The sequence below is a fragment of the Variovorax sp. GW821-FHT10B04 genome (genome assembly GCF_059415645.1).
On the sequence record NZ_JBWKNQ010000011.1, the window covers coordinates 129,470 to 152,438 of the forward strand.

Annotated in this window: 16 protein-coding genes and 1 pseudogene; 8 read left to right on the forward strand and 9 right to left on the reverse strand. The window is 63.6% G+C overall.

Translation table 11 applies throughout. The annotated features are described in order from the left end of the window. Positions 1-18: 18 nt before the first annotated feature. Positions 19-891: a ChaN family lipoprotein gene (locus AC07PZ_RS24215; RefSeq protein WP_495297701.1), complete on the reverse strand. Its 873-nt coding sequence runs from the start codon at positions 889-891 to the stop codon at positions 19-21. Positions 892-989: 98 nt separating this feature from the next. Between AC07PZ_RS24215 and AC07PZ_RS24220 the strand changes: the two genes are divergently transcribed. Next, positions 990-2,063, forward strand: coding sequence for an AbrB family transcriptional regulator (locus AC07PZ_RS24220; RefSeq protein WP_495297702.1), 1,074 nt, complete (start codon positions 990-992; stop codon positions 2,061-2,063). A 9-nt stretch (positions 2,064-2,072) separates the two neighbouring features. Here AC07PZ_RS24220 and AC07PZ_RS24225 read toward each other — a convergent pair whose 3' ends face one another. Both AC07PZ_RS24225 and AC07PZ_RS24230 read right to left on the reverse strand, forming a co-directional pair. Further along, on the reverse strand, positions 2,073-2,351 hold the full coding sequence (locus tag AC07PZ_RS24225) for a BTH_I0359 family protein (RefSeq protein WP_495297789.1): 279 nt from the start codon (positions 2,349-2,351) through the stop codon (positions 2,073-2,075). A gap of 118 nt (positions 2,352-2,469) precedes the next feature. Beyond that, positions 2,470-3,663 carry a DUF3108 domain-containing protein gene (locus tag AC07PZ_RS24230; protein WP_495297703.1) on the reverse strand — a complete coding sequence of 398 codons (1,194 nt, stop codon included), beginning with the start codon at positions 3,661-3,663 and terminating at the stop codon, positions 2,470-2,472. A gap of 101 nt (positions 3,664-3,764) precedes the next feature. Between AC07PZ_RS24230 and AC07PZ_RS24235 the strand changes: the two genes are divergently transcribed. Next, on the forward strand, positions 3,765-4,784 hold the full coding sequence (locus AC07PZ_RS24235; protein ID WP_495297704.1) for a fumarylacetoacetate hydrolase family protein: 1,020 nt from the start codon (positions 3,765-3,767) through the stop codon (positions 4,782-4,784). Positions 4,785-4,809: 25 nt separating this feature from the next. Here the strand turns inward: AC07PZ_RS24235 and AC07PZ_RS24240 are convergent, their stop codons facing one another. Both AC07PZ_RS24240 and AC07PZ_RS24245 read right to left on the reverse strand, forming a co-directional pair. Next, positions 4,810-5,409 carry a MarC family protein gene (locus AC07PZ_RS24240; protein ID WP_495297705.1) on the reverse strand — a complete coding sequence of 200 codons (600 nt, stop codon included), beginning with the start codon at positions 5,407-5,409 and terminating at the stop codon, positions 4,810-4,812. A 6-nt stretch (positions 5,410-5,415) separates the two neighbouring features. Further along, positions 5,416-5,829 carry a VOC family protein gene (locus AC07PZ_RS24245; RefSeq protein WP_495297706.1) on the reverse strand — a complete coding sequence of 138 codons (414 nt, stop codon included), beginning with the start codon at positions 5,827-5,829 and terminating at the stop codon, positions 5,416-5,418. 99 nt (positions 5,830-5,928) lie between these two features. Here AC07PZ_RS24245 and AC07PZ_RS24250 point away from each other — a divergent pair, with 99 nt between their 5' ends. The 4 genes from AC07PZ_RS24250 (at position 5,929) to AC07PZ_RS24265 (ending at position 9,761) form a co-directional block, all read left to right on the forward strand. After that, positions 5,929-6,651 carry a PhaM family polyhydroxyalkanoate granule multifunctional regulatory protein gene (locus AC07PZ_RS24250; RefSeq protein ID WP_495297707.1) on the forward strand — a complete coding sequence of 241 codons (723 nt, stop codon included), beginning with the start codon at positions 5,929-5,931 and terminating at the stop codon, positions 6,649-6,651. A 16-nt stretch (positions 6,652-6,667) separates the two neighbouring features. Then, entirely contained in the window at positions 6,668-7,933 is a 1,266-nt protein-coding gene (locus AC07PZ_RS24255; RefSeq protein WP_495297708.1) for an FIST signal transduction protein, read from the forward strand. 152 nt (positions 7,934-8,085) lie between these two features. Further along, positions 8,086-8,559, forward strand: a complete 474-nt coding sequence (locus AC07PZ_RS24260; protein WP_495297709.1) for a MarR family winged helix-turn-helix transcriptional regulator — start codon at positions 8,086-8,088, stop codon at positions 8,557-8,559. Continuing rightward, a complete protein-coding gene (locus AC07PZ_RS24265) occupies positions 8,556-9,761 on the forward strand; it encodes a multidrug effflux MFS transporter (RefSeq protein ID WP_495297710.1) in 1,206 nt (401 codons plus the stop codon). Before AC07PZ_RS24260 ends, AC07PZ_RS24265 begins: the two co-directional genes overlap by 4 nt. A 10-nt stretch (positions 9,762-9,771) precedes the next feature. Here the strand turns inward: AC07PZ_RS24265 and AC07PZ_RS24270 are convergent, their stop codons facing one another. The 3 genes from AC07PZ_RS24270 to AC07PZ_RS24280 are packed head-to-tail and all read right to left on the reverse strand — an operon-like array spanning position 9,772 to position 14,680. Then, positions 9,772-10,974: a beta-barrel domain-containing protein gene (locus AC07PZ_RS24270; protein ID WP_495297711.1), complete on the reverse strand. Its 1,203-nt coding sequence runs from the start codon at positions 10,972-10,974 to the stop codon at positions 9,772-9,774. Position 10,975: 1 nt separating this feature from the next. Beyond that, entirely contained in the window at positions 10,976-13,150 is a 2,175-nt protein-coding gene (locus tag AC07PZ_RS24275; protein ID WP_495297712.1) for an ATP-binding cassette domain-containing protein, read from the reverse strand. Positions 13,151-13,159: 9 nt separating this feature from the next. Then, positions 13,160-14,680 carry a TolC family protein gene (locus tag AC07PZ_RS24280; RefSeq protein WP_495297713.1) on the reverse strand — a complete coding sequence of 507 codons (1,521 nt, stop codon included), beginning with the start codon at positions 14,678-14,680 and terminating at the stop codon, positions 13,160-13,162. Between the two features lie 539 nt (positions 14,681-15,219). Between AC07PZ_RS24280 and AC07PZ_RS24285 the strand changes: the two genes are divergently transcribed. Then, positions 15,220-21,498 carry an Ig-like domain-containing protein gene (locus AC07PZ_RS24285; RefSeq protein WP_495297714.1) on the forward strand — a complete coding sequence of 2,093 codons (6,279 nt, stop codon included), beginning with the start codon at positions 15,220-15,222 and terminating at the stop codon, positions 21,496-21,498. Positions 21,499-22,178: 680 nt separating this feature from the next. On the opposite strand, the gene AC07PZ_RS24290 is transcribed toward AC07PZ_RS24285, so the two are convergent. Beyond that, a complete protein-coding gene (locus AC07PZ_RS24290; protein ID WP_495297715.1) occupies positions 22,179-22,382 on the reverse strand; it encodes a hypothetical protein in 204 nt (67 codons plus the stop codon). 192 nt (positions 22,383-22,574) lie between these two features. Here AC07PZ_RS24290 and AC07PZ_RS24295 point away from each other — a divergent pair. Continuing rightward, positions 22,575-22,934 (forward strand): annotated as a pseudogene (locus AC07PZ_RS24295) (hypothetical protein); the annotation flags it as partial. Positions 22,935-22,969: the final 35 nt, after the last annotated feature.

The window sequence follows — 22,969 nt, forward strand, 5'->3', positions numbered from 1 at the left end:
GGCCGGGGCCCGAGCCGGTCATTTTCCGAAGGACTGGCGCAGTTCGGCGCAGTGGTCCTTGTCGGGCATCGGCGGCGTCGACCAGACCGCGTCGAAGCCGTCCGCGTCCTGCGCCGCCGCAGCACCGGCGGCCGGCGTGGTGCTGAGCTTGACGGTGCGCACCCGCAGGTCGGTCGGCAGGTGCTGCGGCACGCCGATCGCCGGCACCGCGTGGCCTGCGCCCGACACCAGCACCACCGTGCGGCCCGGCACGCGCGCCTGCGCCAGCGTGTGTGCCATCTCGCGGTCGCGGGCGATCTGGATGCGCGTCATCGGACCGATCTGCGTAGCCGGCAGCAGGTCGCAGTGGCCGCTGCGGATCGCGTCCCGCTGCACCCGCAGCGCCGCCGCGTCGAGTTGCGCGTCGAGCGAGACGTCGGCCATCGCGTCCTTCATGCGGGCGCGCGGCAGGTTGGCACCGAGCACGGGCACGCCGGCACGCACGGCGGCCATCACGGCCGGGCCGTAGTCCGCCCAGGGCCAGGCCTTGTCGTTCCAGCCCAGCGCGGTCTTCACCTGCGCTTCGGTCGCGTCGGCAGGCAGATGCGCGGTGCCGTTGCCCGACTCGGCCATCTCCAGCGCCAGCGCGGCGAGCCGCTGCTTCCGGGTCAGCGCCTCGACGACGTCGCGCTCGATCTGGTGGTGCGTCGGCGCATCGTGCTGCTCGCCGATCAACAGCACGTCGGCCGGCAGCAGGCGGTCGATGCGGCTCGCGATGGCCTCGTCGGTCGATGGCACGCCGGTCGAGGCGCAGCCGCCGAGTGCAGCTGCAAGCGTGAGCGCGAGGGCCCATGTGCGAGCCGGGCGAGGTATCCAGGTGGTGCGGTCGGGCAGGGGCGAAGGCGCTTTCATGCGCCGATACTATGCCGCGCCGTCGGAGGTTCCGGTCGGCGTCCTTCTTGAATGCCGGGCTGCTGCGACCCGCTTCCCGAATCTTCCGAACCCGCCTGATGTCCGTGTCTTTTCTTCTCCGCGTGCTCGCCACGCTGGTGCTGGCCGCCGCCGCTGCTGCCGTTTGCGTCGCCTTGCACACGCCGCTTCCCTGGATGATCGGGCCGCTGCTGGCCGTGTCGGTCGCCTCCATCGCAGGCCTGTCGACGGCCAGCTTCACGCCCTTGCGCAACCTCGGGCAATGGGTGATCGGCTCGGCGCTCGGGCTTTACTTCACGCCGCAGGTGATGGCGCTGGTCGGCGGCATCTGGTGGGCGATTGCGTTGGCCATCGTCTACGCGCTGGCGATGGGTTGGCTGTTCGGGCTCTGGCTCCGGAGGCAGCACGTCGACAGGATGCCTTCCCTGTCACCATCTGCCATGAGAGCCACTGCTTACTTCTCGGGCGCGATCGGCGGCGCTTCCGAGATGACGCTGATGGCCGAACGGGTCGGCGCGCGCACCGATCTGGTCGCGGCCGCACACAGCCTGCGCCTCATGGTGGTGACGATCACCATCCCGTTCGCCATGCAATGGAGCGGACTGCACGGCCTGGAGATCAATCCGCCGAGCGTGCGCGAAGTCAAGTGGGGCGGCCTGAGCCTACTGGCGCTGGCAACCGGCGCTGGCGGCCTGCTGATGCAGGCCGCGGGCCGGACCAACCCCTGGTTCATCGGCCCGCTGCTGGTCGCGATGGGTTTCACGGTCAGCGGCATGCAGCTGTCGGCCGTGCCCACGGGGTTTTCGAACGTGGCGCAACTCGTGATCGCCGTCAGCCTCGGGGTGCGCTTCAGTCGCGAATTCCTGCACACGGCACCGCGCTGGATCGCGACTGCGGTGTTCGGGACTTTCGGGCTGATGCTGTTGTGCGCGGCATTCGCGATGCTGCTGTCGTGGGCGACCGGCCTGCATCCGGCCACGCTGATTCTGGGGACTTCGCCGGGCGGCATTGCGGAAATGTCGATCACCGCGAAGGTGCTGCAGCTCGGCGTGCCGGTGGTGACGGCTTTTCAGGTCTGCCGGTTGATCGCGGTGCTGCTGCTGGTCGGGCCGCTGTACGGCTGGCTCTACGAGCGGCGATCCGCCGCCCGCTGAGCTTGCCGGCTAGTGCACCAGGACCGGGTTCTGCGCCAGTTCGGCGTAGCCCTCGAGCGTGTCCTCGACCTCTTCCTGTGTCGGCGTGTTCAGTTGCCAGGCGGCGATCTGCTGCTGGAACAGCTCGGCCCAGGAACCGTCGAGATACACCTCCTTGCCGGAGCGCTTGTCGACGATCTCGAAGCCGTGGCGTGCCAGCACGGGCAGGTGGGGCGCCAGCGGCGCCTCGCCTTCCGTGGGCTGTACGTGCACGACCACATAGGACTCGGAGTCGTAGAGCATGTGCATGGCGGACCCGGTGAAGATGTCGATGGCGTTCATGGGTGTTAGATAGCAATCAACGCGCCAGTTTCAAGAACCGGCCGCTCGATCGCACTGGATGGTGACAGCGACGCAATTGTTTCGCTCAGCCCGGCGTCCGCGGCGGAAGCTGTTCGCGCAACTGCATGTCGGCAAAGTCCCCGTTGGGCTGCGTCTGCTTGATGCGCACCGGCAGGTAGCCGATGTCGGGCGCGACCCACACCTCGACCGTGTCGTCGAAGGGCTTGCGCGCGCTCCGGGTGAGCTTGCGCGCCGTGAACTGGCCGGCCGGCAGGCTCAGCGGCTCCACGTCGCCGACCGTGAAGAGCCAGATGTCGGCGTCGCGCGGGCCGACGGTCTGCACGGCGATCACGCTGCCGGCCGGGTAGCGCGCCGGATCGCCGCCGAGCAATGCGCCCAGTTGCATCACGATGCTCAGCCGGTCCTGTGCACCGGGCATCAGCGGCACGCTGGGTGCGTTGTTGCTGAACACCACCGTGCCCTGGTCGCGCACGAAGTGCGAGGCCACCTCGACCTTGCGCGTGTCCGAGAAGCGGTCGGGCTCGATGCCGGTCGGGCCGATCGCACCACTGCTGTGCTGCTGGCGCAAGGTCTTGAAGAAGAAGCTGAGCGCCAGCGTCGCGTCGTAATGGCTGCCGTCCTGCAGCCAATTGAGTTCGCCGAACACACCCTGCATCGGTGCCGTGCCTTGCTGGCCGGTCACCGCGAACTTCAGGCGGACCGAGCCCGGGATGCGCAGCGGCACCGGCGCTTCGACGGCCGGCTGGGGCGCGGGCGTCGCTTCGGCCGGCGTCGCGGTGGCGCCATCGGCGGCTGGTGACGGCGTGCCCGCCGATGCGCCGCCGCCGGGCTGCGGCCCCGAAATGGTGGACGGATCCACGGGCTGCGACGACGACGAAGGCGCCGCGGTTGCAGCCTCGGGCGTGGGATCGGCCTGCGTGATCACCGTCTCGGACGGCGCGGGTGGCGCTGGGGTGGCGGCCGCCTGTGCAGACGTCGGCTCGTGCGGTGCACGCGGCTCCCGATGGGGAGCGGGTTTCGATGGCGCCGGCCTGGCTTCCGGCGTCGGCGCGGTTGCCGGCGCTGCCGGCGCCAGCACGATCGTGCGGGTGATGAAGTGCTGCGACAGCGGTGAATCCGCCGGGCCGAACGAGGTCGGCACCGCACCCAGCAGCACCAGGTGCGCCGCCACGACGATGCCCGTCAGCACCGCAATCGCGCGCCACGGCAGGCGCGGCGCGGTTGGCGCGGACGTGGAGGGAAGGGCGGATGTCGGCATCGTCGAGGTGGGATCGAACGCCGGCGCCAAGGTTCACCTCGGTACACTGCCGCCCGTTCAACCAGTTTAGTAGCGATGCCGCTGCGCATCCGCCGCCACCCATGAAACTCGCCACCCTCAAGGACGGCTCGCGCGACGGCCAGCTCGTCGTCGTGTCGCGCGACCTCGCCAGCGCCCACTACGCCACCGGCATCGCGCACCGGCTTCAGCAGGCGCTGGACGACTGGGGCTTCATCGGCCCGCAACTGCAAGACCTGTACGACCAGCTCAATGCCGGCCGGGCCCGCCACGCCTTCCCCTTCGACGCGGCCCATTGCATGGCGCCGCTGCCGCGCGCCTACCAGTGGGCCGACGGTTCGGCCTACATCAACCACGTCGAGCTGGTGCGCAAGGCGCGCAACGCCGAAGTGCCCGAGAGCTTCTACACCGACCCGCTGATGTACCAGGGCGGCAGCGACGACTTCATCGGCCCGCGCGACCGCATCGTGGTGCCCAGCGAAGCCTTCGGCATCGATTTCGAGGCCGAGATCGCGGTCGTCACCGGCGACGTGAAGATGGGCGCCACGCCCGAGCAGGCGCTCGACGGCATCCGCCTCGTGATGCTGGCCAACGACGTGAGCCTGCGCAACCTGATCCCGGCTGAGCTCGCCAAGGGCTTCGGCTTCTTCCAGAGCAAGCCGGCCACCGCCTTCAGCCCGGTCGCCGTCACGCTCGATGAACTGGGCGACGCCTGGCAGCGTGGCCGGCTGCACCTGCCTTTGCAAAGCACCTGGAACGGCCGCCGGGTCGGCCTGTGCGACGCGGGCGAGGAGATGACCTTCCATTTCGGCCAACTGATTGCCCATGTCGCCAAGACGCGCAACGTGCGCGCCGGCAGCATCGTCGGCAGCGGCACGGTCAGCAACAAGGGTGTCGAGACCAAGGGCCGCATGGAATGGCCCAAGGGCTACAGCTGCATCGCCGAGAAGCGCTGCATCGAGACCATCCAGGACGGCCAGCCGACGACCGAGTTCATGCGGTTCGGCGACACGATCCGCATCGAGATGAAGAACGCGGACGGGCAGTCGGTGTTCGGGGCGATCGATCAGGAAGTGGTGGCGCCGGGAGCGCCGGCCGGCTGAGTCCGCGACGTCGCGCAAGCGCGACTCACCGCCCGATCTGCCCCGCCAGCAACTTGATCCCGCGGATCATCATCTCGACCGACACCGCGACCAGGATCAGGCCCATCAGCCGTTCGAGTGCGAGCACCACGCGGTCGCCGATCAGCCGCTGGATGCGTTCGGCCAGCACCAGAACGATGGCGCACACCGCCATCGTCACGCTGAGCGCGGCGATCCATTCGAACCGGCGTTCGGGCGCCTGCGACACCAGCAGCATCACCGTCGCCAGCGCCGATGGTCCCGCGAGCGCGGGGATCGCGAGCGGCACGATCAGCGGTTCGCGCTGGTCTGCCGTCTCGAACGCCGCATGGTTCGGGAAGATCATGCGCAGCGCGATCAGGAACAGCACGACGGCCCCGGCGATCTGCAGCGACAGCCCCGAGAGCCCCATCACGCGCAGAAAGCTGTCGCCGACGAACATGAAGCCCAGCAGCAGCCCGAAGGCGATCAGCACCTCGCGAAGGATCACGCGGGCGCGCCGTTCGGGCGCCACGCCGCGCAGCGCGTTGGCGAAGATCGGGATGTTGCCGAGCGGATCGCAGATCAGCAGCAGCAACACCGTGGCGGACGCGAAGGTGTAGCTCACTTGCCGTTACTTGTCGTAGACGGTGGCCAGCGAGCGGAAGCCCTTGGCCTCGATCGGATTGCCGAAGGGGTCGCAGAAGAACATCGTCCACTGCTCGCCGGGTTGGTTCTCGAAGCGCACCTGCGGCTTCAGCACGAAGTCGGTGCCGGCGGCTTGCAGCCGGCCGGCCATCGCCTGCCAGTCGGGCAGCTCGAGCACGATGCCGAAATGCGGCATCGGCACCATCGCGTCGCCGACGCGGCCGGTGCGCGCGGTGGCGAAGGGCTCGCCCAGGTGCAGCGAGATCTGGTGGCCGAAGAAGTCGAAGTCGACCCAGGTGTCGGTGCTGCGGCCTTCGGCGCAGCCGAGCACGCCGCCGTAGAAGCGCCGGGCTTCATCGAGGTCGCGCACGTGGAAGGCGAGGTGGAAGATGCTGTGCATGACCGGGATTATCGGTATCACCCATTGGCCCGCGGCACACATGAACGCGCCTGCCGTGGAGTAAGCTGCTCCGCCGAAGATCCCCGCAGGAGAGACTCCATGAGCGACGCGCCCCCCTCTTTCGATTTCAGCCAGTTCGTCCCGGGCTTCGACTTCCTCAAGAACCTGGCGTCGGCCAGCACCAAGGCCGGTGGCGCCGTTCCCGGCATGCCCGGCATGTCGAACTGGGTGGCACCGACGCTCAGCGTGGAAGAGGTCGAGAAGCGCATCCAGGAACTGAAGACGGTGCAGTACTGGCTCGAGCAGAACGGCCACGCACTGAAGGCCACCATCCAGGCACTCGAAGTCCAGAAGATGACGCTTTCCACGCTGCGCGGCATGAACGTGCGGATGGAAGACCTGGCCAACGCGTTCACCCGCGCCACCACGCCGCATGCCGCGCCGCCCGAGCCTGCCGCCAGTCCGACGCCTGAACCCGAAGCGCAACCCGCCGGCGAGGACCAGCCCGCCGCCGGCGTGGTCGATCCGATGCAGTGGTGGGGCGCCCTGACACAGCAGTTCCAGCAGATCGCGACGACTGCGCTGCAGGACGCGTCGAATCTCAAGATGCCCGCCATGGCGCAGCCGATGGCGGACGCCATGAACCAGGTCGGCCAGGCCATGAGCGGCGCGGTGAAGGCGGCCACGGTTGCAGGCGCTGCAGCAGCAGGCGCCTCAGCGCGCAAGCCGTCGCCGCGCAAGCCCGCCGCCCGCAAGAAGCCCGCAGCGAAGAAGGCCGCCACCGCGTCGCGCCGTCGCGCCGCAGGCGGGCGCCCCGAATAACCCACAGATCTCTCGAATGAAACTCTTTCCTTCCGGCCATGCGACCCATCCGCAGTGGCGCATGGCGGCCGGCCTCGTGCTGGCCCAGTTGCGCGCCCAGATGGCGCTTCCCGATCACGAAAGCGCGCCGACGCTGGGCCTGCTCTACATCACCGACCATTACGCGGCCGATGCGCAACAGCTTCTCGACCACCTGAGTTCCGAACTCCCCGAGGTGACCGACTGGTCCGGCACGGTCGGCATCGGCGTGGCGGCCAGCAACGCCGAGTACTTCGACGAACCGGCGCTCAGCGTGATGCTCTGCGCCTTGCCAAGCGACCAGTACCGCGTGTTCTCCGGCGTCGCGCCGCTCGGCAGCTCCGAGATGAGCGGCTTCGAGGCCCACACGGCGCTGATCCACGCGGACCCGTCGACGCCCGATCTGCCTGAATTGATCGCCGAGATGGCCGGCCGCACCGACACCGGCTACCTGTTCGGCGGCCTGTCGTCGGGCCGTGGCGGATCGTTGCAGTTCGCGGTCGGCGGCAACGGCAACATCCGTGGCCAAGGTGCGGCGGGCGGCGTGTTTTCGGGTGGGATGTCTGGCGTTGTCTTCGGCGAGGGCGTGCGGCTCGTCTCGCGCATCACGCAAGGTTGCCAGCCGGTCTCGGTCGAGCACGAGGTCACCGAGGTCGATGGCAACCTGATCCTGCGGATCGACGGCGAACCTGCGCTCGACGTGTTGCTGCGCGACCTCAAGATATCGCTCGACCGTCCGCAACCGGCGATCGAAACCGTGCGCGCCACGATGGTCGGCCTGTCGGACGCCGGCAGCGACGGCATCCGCCGCACCGGCGACCTGGGCGCCGACGTGCTGGTGCGCCACATCATCGGGCTCGATCCGACGCGTCGCGGCGTGGCGATCGCCGACACCGCGGAGGCGGGCATGCGCCTGAGCTTCTGCCGTCGCAATGCACAGACGGCGCGCACCGACCTGATGCGCATCTGCGCCGAGATCCGCGAGGAGCTCGAGCCGGAGGAGCAGACGCTGGCAACCGCCCGTGCGCTCTCGGCGGGCGAGGCGGAATCGGCGCCGCATCCGGCCCGGCGCATCGCGGGTGCGGTCTATGTGAGCTGTTCCGGCCGAGGCGGTCCGCACTTCGGCGCGCCGAGCGCCGAGCTGCAGATCGTCCGGCATGCGCTGGGCGACGTGCCGCTGGTGGGCTTCTTCGCGGGCGGCGAGATTGCGCGCCACCATCTCTACGGCTACACGGGCGTGCTCACGGTCTTCACGACCGACTGAGTCGCCGCTGCGTCGCCGTTTCGCTGGCGCCGGCCGATACCGGCTCGCCGGCGCTGCAACGGACATCCGGCAAAACCCTGTATTCGCGTCGGGTTGGCAGTTTGTTGCATCATCAATAGATGGCATGTCACTAATTGGCAGACCATGATTGAATGACGCAGCCACTTCCGTCCCGATCCCAGATCCACGAAACCTTCTTCTCGCTGATGGCGCAATCGACGCGCCAGTGGCGTCGCCTACTCGACCGCGAGCTGCAGCCGCTGGGCCTGGGATTGACCGAAGCCACCTGGCTCGCGCTTTTGCACCTGGCGCGCGCACCGGAGCCGATGCGCCAGAAAGACCTGGCGCTGTCGATGTCGCTCGACAGCTCCTCCGTGGTGCGGCTGCTCGACACGCTGGAGTCGGGCGGCCTGGTCGAGCGCATGGAGCACGTCGACCGGCGGGCGAAGACGATCGGCCTCACGCCGCGCGGCCTGGACATCGTGGCGCAGGTCGAGGTCATCGCGCGCGATGCGCGCAAGCGCGTCCTGGCGGTGGTTTCGGCGGACGAGCTGGAAGCGGCGTTCGGGGTGATGAGCCGGATTTCCGAGGCGCTGCAGCAGCCCGCACTGGAGCACGCCGCATGAACTGGATGCCTGTTCCACGGCGCGCGCCGCCGATCTGGCTGCTGGTGATCATCACGCTCAGCGGCACCATGGCGATGCACATCTTCGTGCCGGCATTGCCGATCGCGACACTCGGCCTGCACGCCAGCGTCGGCGAGATGCAGCGCACGATCAGCCTCTACATCCTGGGCCTTGCTGCCGGCCAGCTCTTCTACGGCCCGCTGTCCGATGCGGTGGGGCGCCGGCCGGCGCTGCTCGCAGGGCTTGCGCTCTACACCGCGGCAGGGATCGCGGCGGCGCTGGCGCCGGACGTTCACGCGCTGGTCGCCGCGCGCCTGATGCAGGCGCTCGGCGGCTGTGCCGGCCTGGTGCTGGGGCGCGCCATCGTGCGGGACACCACGCAGTCGGACAAGGCCGTGCGGCAACTCGCGCTGATGAACCTGATGATGATGATGGGCCCCGGCCTGGCACCGGTCGTCGGCGGCCTGATTTCATCGACCTTCGGCTGGCGGCCGGTCTTCTGGGTGCTGGCTTCGGCCGGCGCCATCACGCTGCTGCTGACCTGGCGGATGCTGCCGGAAACCGGTCGGCCGAGCCGGCAGTTCAGCGTCGGCATCCTGCTGAAGGACTACCGCAGCCTGATCGGCTCGCGGCGCTTCGTCGGATTCGCGCTGGGTGGCGGCTGCACGACGACCTCGTTCTACGCCTTCATCGCTGCCGCGCCGTTCATCTTCGCGACCCAGTTGCATCGGCCGCTCCATGAGGTCGGCTTCTACCTCGGCATGCTGATGGCCGGCATGGCGGTCGGCAATGCATTGACCAGCCGGTTGATCCGCACGGTGTCGATCGAGCGCTTGCTGCTGGGCGGCAACGCCGTGAGCGTCGTCAGCGCCGCGGGCCTGGCAGCCACCGTGTGGCTGGGGCACATCGGGGTGGTGTCGATCATGGCCTGGATGTTTCTCTACACCTGTGGCGCCGGCATGAGCAGCCCGGCTGCCTTGACCAAGGCGGTCAGCGTCGATCCGCTGCGGGTCGGCTCGGCGGCCGGCATCTACGGCTTCATGCAAATGGCCGTCGGTGCGGTCTGCACTGCGCTGGCGGCCGTGGGCCACAGCAACCCGGCGGTCTCGGCCGTGACGGTGCTGCTGTGCGCCGCGGTTCTGGGGCAGGTGTCGTTCTGGATCGCGCTGGCACGTTCGCCTGTTGCACCCGCGTCTGCGTAGACGATGCCCGCTATCGCTCTCCCAAGGAATTGTTCAACGTCTTGCTGATGGGTTTTGTCAGGTAGCTGAGAACCGTGCGTTCTCGCGCCTTGATCTCGACAGTGGCAGTCAAGCCCGGCCGCATCTGGATTTCTTGTCCTTTTTTGCCTTTGAACTCCGACTCCTTCACCAGTACATGCACGCGGTAGTAGCTGGTCGGGCCTTGACGCGTGTCTTCCGTCAGCGAGTCAGGGCTGATGTAGCTTACTCGGCCCATCAATGAGCCGAATATGGAGGAGTCGTAGGCATCGAGCTTGACGAATGCGGCTTGCCCCACTTCGACGAATGCGATATCCGACGGGCTGACTTTGGCCTCGGCGATCAGGTCGCCATCGGTGGGCGAAATTTCGAGTACGGTGTCGCCCGGCCTGAGCACGGCCCCTAGCGTCGTGGTGCGGATGTTGTTGACGATGCCATTGGTGGGCGCCAGGAGTTCCGTATGGTCAAGCAACTGGCTGCGATCGCGCAGCATCTCCTGTTGCGTATTCAGATCTTCCTGCGCTTTGGTCATATCGGTCTGTGCATCCTGGAAGTATTTGTTGCGGCGGTTTGCGATCTGCGCATTGATGTCGGCGGCACTGCGTTCCAGGCGCAATACTTCAGCGGCGCTGACGTCGCCGGAAGTGACCAGTTGAGAGTTGATCTGCAATTCCCGGTTCGCGATCTTCAGAATGCGCTGCAGTGAACTGATGTCTTCGCTGAATGCAGTCTGGCGGCGGTTGTAGAGATCGGTCTGATTGCGGATGTAGTCGCCATAAGCCTGCAGGTCGCTGTCGAATCGCAGAGGTTTCCCGTATACCTCTGCCTGCAAACGGGCCACGGTGATGCGCAACGCAGCAACCTTGGCCTTGCTGTCATCCACACCCGCCTGGGCTCGCTCTTTCTCGAGTGTGACAAGCAACTGGCCGGTCTTGACCTTGTCGCCCTCCCGCACGTGCAGCTTGGTGACCACGCCTGCATCCGGCGCCTGTATTACCTGGGAGCGCTCGGCTGCGATGACGCGTGCCTGAGCGCGCGTGACCTGGTCGATGTTGGAGAATGCGGCCCACACGAGAAGAGCCACCAGGCCCGTGACCATGATTGCGATGCCGATGCGGGATTTTCGAGGGCGAGGAAGATCGTCCTTGAGTACGACGGAGGTGGACGGAGCGGCGGACATGTCGTTGGCTTTCATCTCAGGCAGCAGTTGTTGCGATGGCAACTGGCCTGCTCACGGGAGGGGACGCTGGCAGGGGGGCGCGAGCAGTGAATTTGGCCAGTACTTCGTCGCGAGGGCCGTCGAGCATGATGCGGTTGCCATTGATCACGATCAGCCGATTGACGAGTGGCAGCAAGCTGGGCTTGTGCGTGACGATGACGATGGTCTTGCCGGCCTGAGCTTCCTGCGTGAGCACGTCGAGACAGCGCTTTTCCTGATCCTGGTCCATGTTGGCTGTTGGCTCGTCGAGCAGCAGAATGGGGGTGTCTGCCAGCACCAGCCGGGTGAATGCCAGCAATTGACGCTGGCCACCGCTCAGGCCTTTCCCTCCTTCCATGATCAGACGGTCGAGACCTTTTGGGTGACTCTGGACGAACTGATCCATACCGGTTCGCTGCATCGCGCGTCTGAAGATCTCATCACCTGGGTCGGGCATGCCGATCAACAGGTTCTCCCGCAGAGTGCCTTGAAAGAGTCGGTGCTCCTGCTGCAGATAGCCCGTCTGCCGATTAATGACCTCGCGACTCACATGAGAAATGTCGAGACCATCGATCAGCACCCTGCCTTCGACCGGTGCATACAGCCCGCTCAACAGGCGCAGCAAGGTGGACTTGCCCGAGCCGATGGGGCCGAGAATGCCCACGCGCTCGCCGGCCTGAATGTCCAGGCCCGGTACGATCAATGCAGGTGGGTTGTCACCGTAAGAAAATTTAACGCCATCGAGACGGAAGTTTCCCTGAAGGCGTTCCGGAATGAGGACCCTTTCCACACCGTGGTTGTCGGTTTTCAACTCGTAGAGGCGATTAAGGCCGTCGAGCGCGGCACGTGCATGTGCGTACTGGACCATGATGCTCGGAAGCGTCAGGATTGGAGCGATGATGCGTCCGCTCAAGATGGAGCACGCGATGAGGGAGCCTGTCGTCATGTCGCCTCGCATGACCAGCACGGACCCGACTACGATCACGCCCGTATAGCCAATCTGTTGGATTGCTCCAGCGAAGAAGTGAGTGCTCTCGTTAGCGGTCTTGAGTTTCAGATCGTTATGAATGGTGGTCGCATTGATGCGCGTCCATCGTGAAAGAAACTTCCAGCCACCGGATCCGGCCTTGATGGTTTCAACACCTTCCACGGCTTCGACGAGAAGACCTGTCTTCATGTTGCTCAGCTGTGCGCCTTGCGCGGCGAGCTTCATGATCCGTCGTCGTCCCAGAATGCCGACGCTGAGTGCCATGCCGCCCATCACCAGCGGAACCACCGCGACGATCGGGCTGGCAACGAGTGCAATGACGACCAGGAACAGGAGACCGATGGGCAGGTCCACGAATGCGAACAAGGTACTGGCGGTGTAGAAGCCGCGCACCTGTTCATATCCCCGGAGTTGCGAGACCAGACTGCCGACAGAAGGTGGAAGCTGGTCCACACGGAGGTTCAAAAGTCGCTGGAAGATCGCCGGTGAAAGGCGGTTGTCCATGCCCACGGCCACATGATCCATGATGTGTGATCGTGCAAATTTCATGACCAGTTCGAACAGGATGCTGAGCGTCACGCCGACGCTGAGAACGACCAGCGTGTATTCCCCTTTGGTCGGAATCACTCGGTCATAGACCTGCATTGAGAAAAGTGACGTGACCAGCGCAAGCATGCCGATGAAGAGGGACGCCACGAGCGCTTCCGCCATGCTGGTGTGATAGGGGCGCATGGCTGCGGAAAGCACGGCCGTGAAGGTCTTGGGTTCACGGCCCGTTGCATCGGCTCCAACCTGATCGAGCAGCACGTTTGAAAGGCGCAGTTCGACGCAACAATTGCGTAAAGCCTCGTTCGGCAGCTTGCGACTGTCTGATGGGAAATTAACTTGCCAGTATCCGTCCGGTTCGCGGTCGACAACGAGGCCCCAACCCAGTTCGGGCAGGTAGGTCAGCATTGGAAGGCAGGATCGATCGGGATGAGTGTGGCGCACCGCAGGCTCGTAGCCCAGCGCCACCATCACACGATTGACAATCACCAAACCCTGACGTCCATCGACTTTCGACAAGCCTTCCTGCAAACGCATGGAGTCGAGGACGATGCCGTGTGTGCGCGTCGCAGCATCAAGAGCCCAACGAAGACCTTCATTGGCTTCCGCCTTGGGAGAGGGGGTGGGAGGCGTTTGCACTTTGAACTTTCAAGGGGATGCGATTGCGGCTTGGACCTGAGCTGACGTGGGCCAGCTGATTGAACGTGCGACCCTCAACGAGGGAATGGCTTCGGCCTGAACCTCGTCTCGGCTTTGTGTGACCTCGATAGGCGCCTCGGAGAGGCTCGATACAGGCGGGAGCGCAGGAGGTGCTTCGGCGGCGGAATCGGCCATGGCAGGCAACACTTCGACATGCAAGTCGGCAGGCTTCAACACGGGTGTGGTCTCGCTGACAATCTCCGCCCGGCTCGATGCAATCTCCGCGGGCGCGTCGACAACCTTCGATCCTGGCTTGGTGCCGTCACCTCCGGGAGTTGATTCAAGCGATAGATCGACCGGAACCCCGATCATTTCTGGATCCACGCGCAACTGAAGCCGATACAGGGCAGAGGCTTGTGCAGCGCGCGTGTCCACCAGCGTGTAGGCGTTCTGCGCCACCTCGCGAACCGCATTCATCAGGTCGATCCAGCTCTTTCGGCCAGCCGTGAATTGCCTCTCGTACGACTCGAAGACGCGTTGCGCACCTTGCACTGCCAGATCCAGCGCCTGCGCTCTGACGCCGTTGTCGCGCAGATCATCCCGGTCGAGGTCGAGCGTCTGGCGCGCTTCGATCCGCGCGGCCTGTGCGCTCTCTTCGAGGGCCAATGCACGGGCGGCGAGTGCACGTGCCTCGACCCATGTGGAAAACCCTGCGCCCGGGGTGTATCGCACCCCGATGTAAGCACCGGTGTCCTTTCGGCCGTTGATGGTCTGGTCGAGCCGGGCATAAATCTGCGGTCGCGACTCTGCCGCTTTGGCGTTGATGCGCTCATTGCCCACGTGCATTTCTTCGATGGCACGCGTCACGGCTGGCTGTCGATTGGCGGCGGCATCCCAGTCGACCTGATTGAGCAGTTGCGACTGCTTGTCGAGGTCGGCCCGCGAGGGCAGAGGCGGGGGCGTAGAAAGTGCCGTTTCGAGGTTCTGCAAGCCGGTGAGGTTCTGGAGTCGCGTGATGGAAACCTGGACGCTGGTCTGCGCCTGGGTCAACTCCACGCGACCTTGCAGTATTCGCGAACGGACCAGATCGAGGTCGATCTGCGTGGAAAGCTCTCCGGCAACGCGTCGCAGCATCATCGATTCGTGTGATGCCAACTGCTTCAGCATGTTCTGCGAGACATTGATACGCCCATAGCTTGCCTGTAGCGTGCGCCAGGCGTCGATGACCTGAAGACCGATGGTCTGCCGCTGCGCCTCAAGCGCTGCGCTGGCGACATCGACCGAGCGCTCGGAAACACTGACATTGGCCTTTGTTCGGCCGAAGTCCCAAAGCGTCTGTTCGGCACGAAGTAGGCGCGCAGGTGCTTCAGTGCTGTTGGTGGGGCCGGACTCGACCGATGCAGAAAACGTCGGCCAATACTGGCGCTGTGCAGCGTCAAGATCTTCGTTGGCCGCATTGATTCCCTGGCGTGCGGCCTGGATGGTGGGATGTGTGTCGGAGGCGGCGCGGAGAAGATCCGGAAGCGTCAACGCCTCTGCTCCCGTGAAGAAGAAGAGTGCCGTTACCAGCGTGGTGAGTTTGAGAGTCAGACGTCCAAAAGGCTGATGGGGTAGTCCCTCGCGCAAGGAGAACGACGGTTGGCACTGTCGTATCGGTCGAAAGGGTTCCAAGCTGTTGCCCCGAGGGTGATTGACGGAAGGGGGCGAATGTTAAGCACGCCTCTTTCTGTCGCAGCCTTCAAGGATTGAATCGTCAATTATTGAGATCGAATCAACAAACGAGAGCATTTTGGCTTCAGCCTGATGAGGCAATGCATGCCAGCCAGTCGCATGTACTGAAGTCCATTCAGGTGACGACTCCGCACCGACCTTCACTTCTTGGCGATCTTTCGTGAGCTCATCCCTGTTTTTCGGGTGCTTATTCCCTTTTTCTGTGAATTGAGTTCTGGGGGCTCGATGATCGATTCGTTGAGTTGAAACTCGGCCGCGTCGGTGCCCGTGCCGATTCTTGCTTTGTGGCTTTCAGGCAGGTTTCACTATTGCCGTCTATGGCCGGGAAGCAGCCATGAATGACATTCGTGGTTGACGCGACCGCAGTTGCCAAGAGGTTCGATCACGGCGCATGGCCTGTGTTGCGAGGCATCGAAGCCCCCGAATTACGTCTCTCTAGTCCGAACTCACATCTATTTCATACCATGGCCCAGCAGCTTTTCATCAAGTTTCACGACACTCAGTCTGGCATTACGTCATTTGCTGCCAAGCCGGGTGCGATCAACAGATTTCCGGTCGGGGCGGATATTCATGTTGAACTGGTGGATCAACTCACGGGAAAAGGTCCGAAGAAGGTATTGCTCAGCCGCAAGGGAAACGACCTCTTGCTTCATGTCGATGACGACTCGGGTCAGGGCGGTGAGTCGACCGACATCGTTCTGGAGGGCTACTATCCTCAAGTCGGTTGTCAGTTGCTGGGCCTGAATGACCAGGGTCAATACGTCGAGTACGCACCGTCGCAGCCTGACACTGACAATCCGATCGCGATCCTGATCGATGGCGACACAACGCACATGGCGTTGACAGGTTTGCCGGTCGACATCACGGTTGCGCCTGGTGCCTGTGCGGCGCCGCTGCTGATGGATGGTTTCGCCCCGGTCGCCTTGGCCAGTACGTTGTCGCCATGGGCAATCGGAGCGATCGGTCTTGGGGCTGCTGCGGTGATCGCTGGTGGCAGTGGTGGCGGCGGTGGCGGATCTGCGGTGGTGATGCCGGCGACGCCCCTGCAGGCGCCGAGCGGGTATCTGGACAATGTGGGGCCCGTACAAAGCACGAACAGCACCGCTCCGCTGACGGACGACAACACGCCTGGCTTGCACATCGGTGCGCTCCCGGCAGGCGTGACTGCCGCGGTGCTGTATGTGGATGGCGTCATCAAGCCGGCTATCTACGATGCGGCCACGAGCACACTGACGCCCACGACGCCGCTGGCCGACGGATCGCATACGCTGGGTTACGGCTGGAGCAATCCGGCCGGGACCACGCCGTCAAGTCCAACGCTCGCGGTGACCATCGACGCCACCGCACCGGCTGCTCCTGCATTCACGGTGACTGATCCGGACGGTAACGGCAAGCCGAATATTTCGGGCTCCGGAGAGCCAGGAGGCACCGTCACCATCACTGATCCCACGGGGACCACCCATATCACCACGGTGGATGCCGAAGGGCATTTCGAGCTTGAAATCGACATGCCCGCAGTGCCGGCTGGCGAGTGGACGGCCACGGTGACCGATCCGGCCGGTAACGTCAGCCCTCCCGCTAGCGCGACGACCGTGAGCCTCGCACCTGCCGTCATCAACAGCCTGACCGATGACGTAGGCCCGATTCAGGGGCAGATCGTCAACGGCACCATCACCGATGATCAAGAGCCAACCTTGGCGGGTAAGGCTACGCCAGGAACTACAGTGGTGGTGCGCGATGGCGATGCCGTATTGGGTTCGGTTCTGGTTGGCCCGTCGGGCTATTGGTCATTCACGCCAAGCAAGGAGTTGGCAGAGGGAGCTCACTCGCTGACCGCAACGGTCATCGATCCGTTCGGGAACTCCAGCCCTCCAACCGTGCCGATCAATTTCGAGGTTGATACCCAAGGGCCAACCACAGCGACCGTGATCACGTCGGTTGTGGATGATCAGGGTACGAGCACGGGGCCGCTGATCAATGGGTCCGTCACGCCCACTGATGATTCCCGTCCTGTCTTCAATGGGACTGCTGAACCCAATACGACCGTCGTTATCAAGGACGGCACGGCGCAGATCGGAACCGCGACGGTAGGCGCGGCAGGCACGTGGACCTTCACGCCGTCGACGCCATTGCTCAACGGCGCGCACCACATCACGGCAACTGCAATGGACGCCGTCGGCAACTTCGGCGCTCCCTCCGCGGCATTCGATTTTCAGCTGGCCACTGGCGGATTGCCCACCGCGACGGCTATCACGGACGTCATCGACGATGTGGGGCCTGTTGCCGACATTGCACCGGGCGGGCTCACGAACGATGCCACTCCGACGGTCAGAGGCACGGCGCAGCCGGGTTCGATCGTCACATTGCTGAGCGAGACCAATGTCGTATTGGGCAGTGCAACGGCTGGCGCCGATGGCCATTGGAGTATCACACCGGCGGTTGCTCTGCCAGACGGCCCGCATACATTGACCGCAACAGCAGTCACGCCCAATGGCGATGTCATCGCACCTACTGGTCCGTATGCAATCGTTGTCGATGCGCTTGCGCCCGCGCCGGCCATTGGCGCCCTGACTGATAACGTGGGTCCACTGACCGGACCGATCACCGAAGGCAAAACCACGGATGATGCCACCCCCACTTTCGCTGGCACTGCGGAGCCGGGCAGCGAAGTTACTGTGCGCGATGGAACGTCGGTATTGGGTACGGTGCAGGTCGACCCAACTGGAAATTGGAGCTTCACACCGACGACAGCGCTGGTGAATGGGCCTCACGCACTGACAGCAACCGTGACCGACCCCGCTGGCAACGTCTCACAACCCACGGCGCCCCTGAACTTCTTCGTCGACACGAGTGCCGTGACCGTGGCAATCAACGAAGTGTTGGACAACGTCGGCAACATCACCGGTCCGTTGGAGGTCGGCGCATACACGGATGATCTGCGCCCAACTGTCAGCGGCAAGGCCACGCCCGGCGGATTGGTCACTCTCTACAAGGAGGATGGAACCGTATTGGGGACGGTGACTGCCGACAGTCATACCGGCGACTGGAGCATCACGCCAACGGTCGACCTGGGGCAGGGCACGCACAACCTGACCAGCACGGTCACGACTGCGGCCGGTGGTGAGAGCGCTCCCACTGCGCCTTTCACCATCCTGGTTGATTCCATTCCACCGTCAGCTCCAGTTGTTCTGGCTGCCAAAGATGACGTCGGCCCCATCCAGGTTCCTTTGACCAGTGGAACTCCAAGTGATGACAGTACCCCCACGCTCTCGGGCACGGCCGAACCCGGAAGCAAACTCACCTTTTTCGATGGCGGTCAAGCGATCGGTACCGCCAAGACTGATGCGGCGGGGAACTGGCAATTCACGCCTGGATCGCCGCTGAATCAGGGATCGCATCCCATCACCGTCATGGCGACTGACGCGGCGGGAAATCCATCTGAACTGTCACTTCCATGGACTGTCGTTGTCGATACCAGCGGTTCTCTCTTGCCGGGTGGTGGGGTAGATCCGATTTCTTTGAATAATATTGCTGTGACCGGCATCACGACCGATACCGGTGTGAGCGCGACGGACTTCAACACAAGCGATACGACGCTAATCTTCCGTGGTACCAGCGATGCAGCCAATGGATCGAAAGTCGACGTGCTGCTGGATGGAAGACACATTGGCTATACGACAGTCGTCAGTGGCACATGGAGTTACGACTACAGCAGTACGGCGCTGAGTGCTGGCAATCACAATCTGCGCGCGGATCTGGTCGATTCTTCCGGAAATGTAGCGAAGTCCTCGGCAGTCCAGGCGCTCGTCGTCGATACGAGCGGCACGACGATTCCCGGCGGTGGCGTCGACCCACTGACACTCAATGCGATCGCCGTGACCGGCATCACGACGGACACAGGCGTGAGCGCCAGCGACTTCAACACGAGCGACACGACCCTGATCTTCCGCGGCACGAGCGATGCGGCCAACGGCTCCAACGTGGACGTGCTGCTCAACGGATCGCACATCGGCTACACCACTGTCGTGGGTGGCGTATGGAGCTTCGACTACACCGGCACGGTGCTGGCACCGAACACTTACAGCATCCGCGCCGACTTAGTGGATTTGGCAGGCGGCATCGCCAAGTCCTCGGTAGTCCAGGCGCTCGTCGTCGACACGAGTGGCACCACGATTCCTGGCGGTGGCGTCGACCCACTGACACTCAACGCGATCGCCGTGACCGGCATCACGACGGACACCGGCGTGAGCGCCAGCGACTTCAACACGAGCGACACGACCCTGATCTTCAGAGGCACGAGCGATGCGGCCAACGGCTCGAACGTGGACGTGCTGCTCAACGGATCGCACATCGGCTACACCACTGTCGTGGGTGGCGTATGGACCTTCGACTACACCGGCACGGTGCTGGCACCGAACACTTACAGCATCCGCGCCGACCTGGTGGACTTGGCAGGCGGCATCGCCAAGTCCTCGGCGGTTCAGGCGCTCGTCGTCGACACGAGTGGCACCACGATTCCTGGCGGTGGCGTCGACCCACTGACACTCAACGCGATCGCCGTGACCGGCATCACGACGGACACCGGCGTGAGCGCCAGCGACTTCAACACGAGCGACACGACTCTGATCTTCAGAGGCACGAGCGATGCGGCCAACGGCTCGAACGTGGACGTGCTGCTCAACGGATCGCACATCGGCTACACCACTGTCGTGGGTGGCGTATGGACCTTCGACTACACCGGCACGGTGCTGGCACCGAACACCTACAGCATCCGCGCCGACCTGGTGGACTTGGCAGGCGGCATCGCCAAGTCCTCGGCGGTTCAGGCGCTCGTCGTCGACACGAGCGGCACGACGACTCCCGGCGGCGGCGTCGACCCACTGACACTCAATGCGATCGCCGTGACCGGCATCACGACGGATACCGGCGTGAGCGCCAGCGACTTTCTTACCAACGACACGACCTTGGTGTTTCGCGGCACGAGCGATGCAGCCAATGGCTCCAACGTGGATGTGCTGCTCAACGGATCGCACATTGGCTACACCACCGTCGTCGGCGGTACCTGGAGCTTCGACTACACCGGCACGGTGCTGGCACCGAGCACCTACAGCATCCGCGCCGACCTGGTGGATTTGGCAGGCGGCATCGCCAAGTCCTCGGCGGTGCAATCGCTCGTCATTGATACGGTCGCGCCAGCTACGCCGACGGTCACCAGTCTGATCGACGACCGAGGGCTCATCACGGGTCCGATTACCGATGGCAGTGCCACCGATGACTCGACGCCCATCTTCTCCGGAACAGCCGATGCGGGCAATATCGTCACTGTGCTCGACAACGGCATCCCTATTGGAACGGTCCTGGTTGATGGCGCGGGAAATTGGAGTTTTACTCCGCCACTGACCTCTCCGTTGGCCGATGGGCTTCACTCCTACACGGCAACCGCGACCGATCCGGCCGGTAACGCGAGTGGTCCGACGAACCCCATCGGCTTCACGGTGGATGCAACGGCTCCGGCGGCCAGGGCCATCGTGTCGGCCATCAGCAAGGACAGCGGTGTCGATACCACGAACTTCTCGACAAACAATCGTGATGCGGGTCGAGGTATCTACGGTACTTTTTCAGCTCCTCTGGAAGCCGGTGACACCGTGGAAGTGACGACCGATGGCGGTGCCAATTGGCGCGCGCCCGTCATCAGCGGCAACAACTGGAGTCTGATCGACACGAATGTTCATTTCGGCACTTGGGCCATTCAAACCCGGGTAATGGATCATGAGGGTAACGTTTCCACCTCGAGCCAATTGGTCACGCTCGATGAAACCGCGCCTAATGCACCGAGCAGCGTAACGTTGGTCGGCAGCGATTTGTCCGTTGCACTGGCCGGAGGGGTCGTGGTTGGAAACACTGTCAACGTGGCTTGGGGTGATCACCGCATCGAGCAAGTGCTGACAGCGGCCGATATAACCGCAGGTGTCGTGCATGTGTCGATACCGGCGACTTACCTGGCTGAGCTACCTTCCGCTGCCTATGGCGCGAGCCTGGTCGATGCCGCGGGGAATGCGTCGAACTACGCGTCTGGATCGACGGGCACTGTGAATGTGGCGGTACAGCACGTCGATGCGACGGTCAACGCGAACTATTACGCGAGCGATGCAGGGACCAACTTCATACTGGACGACACGTCGTATTTCAATCTGTCGAATAGTGGACTGCATGGCGGAAAGGGTTCGAATGCCTTGACGCTGACAGGTGCAGGGCAAGTACTGGATCTTGCCGCGATATCCGGGTTCAGCGATGGATGGAAGATTTCAAGGATCGAGTCCATCGACATCACAGGCAGTGGGAACAACACGCTGCGTCTTTCGGTGAATGATGTGATGAATCTTGGCAATTCGACGGCCCATATCGCAGATCCCAACACACAGATGCTGCTGAATGGCAATGCTGGCGATGTCGTCGTGCTATCTGGCCTGCACGATAACGGAACCGACACAGGCACATGGGCTGTGAGCACGGTGACCCCGACCGCGGTGGTGGCAGGTGTCTATTACAACGTCTATGTGTACTCCCATATGCCTGCAGAGGTGCTTGTCACTCAAGGTGTGACGGTCGTGATCTGAAGATCCTATTTCTGCAGTTCAATTTCGCTGAGAGAAGTGAAATGAAGAGAAGCCCGTCTCGTCGAGACGGGCTTTTTTTATCGAGAAAGTCGAGCTCAGGTCGATGGAATCAAGGCGAAAACGATCGAACCGGGAGCCGAGGATCTGTCTCGTTGCAACACGAATTTTGAATTCGAAAGCGGATGTCTGGAATTAATTCTGGATATTTGTGAACTGCTTGCATGTCTGTGCAGCTATCACCCGTCTGAAATTTTCCCGCGCTGAGCTCGTTTCGATTTTTCCGGTGCTCGTTCCCGATTCACGTGAATTGGGTTCGGATTCTTCAACTGCAGTGCACTCAAGTTGAAACTTGTTTGTGCAGAGGTATCTGCAAGGTCTCGCATCGTAACTTTCAAGGAATCGCACCGTGTCGTCGCCAATGCATTCGAAATCCGGCAACTTCCTCATACAGCCCGGGGCACCGAGCAGGCGGTCCTTCAGAGCACGCGCTCGAGCAACACGAGTCGACATCGACCAAATGGAAAAACGCCAGACAACGATGCAACAGCATGACAGACACGCAACCCGTTCGACAAGGTGGCGAGGTGGCCATCGAATGTCGCTTTGTCGATGGCGATGCCAGGCCTGTGCTGTGACACGCCACACCCTCTGATTCGCGATCTTTTTTGTTCACATCATTTTCACCAGTTCATACCATGGCTCAACAATCCTCCACCAAGCCCAGCAGCACCCAGTCCGGTACCCAGCCATTGGCGACCAGGCCCGACGTACTCGACAAGCTCACCGCGCCGGCAACCAATCCTGCCGATTCGGTTGATATGGCCAAAAATAAAGGCCTGCTCAAAGCGCAGGTACGGCAAAAAACCGATGACGCTGCGGACCATGGCGATGTCGATGCGGACCCGAGCGCGACAACGGTGGGTTTGGATGAGCAGGATCCCTATGTCGACGCCGCGTCCGCCGAGGCAAACATGGACGGATTGGTGGCCATGCTGGCAGATGGTGATTCGACCGGCATTGTGTTGGCCGACGCGTCGACTGACGCGGCTGCTGCCTCGGCGGCGCTCATCGATCCGATGCCGATCGCAACGAGCGTGCCGGCATTGTTTGCAGGTGACGCCGGAACGTCTTGGATATTGGGTGCCTTCGGCGTGGGAACTGCGGCACTCATTGCCGGCAGCAACAGCGGCGGCGGAAGTGCCGTGCCGGCCGCTGCTGCTGCAGTGGTCGTTCCCTCGGCACCGAAGAACTTGAAGATTGCCGATATCGATGGTGATGGCAAGCCCGACATCTCGGGCACAGCCGATCTGATTGGTGGCTTGATCACCATCAAGGACCCGACAGGTGCACTCCACACGGTCACGGTGGATGCAACCGGCCATTTTTCACTCGAGATCGACATGCCCAGCCAATCGCTGGGCGAATGGAGTGCCACCGTCACGGATACGGCGGGTGGCGGGGGCGTCAGCCC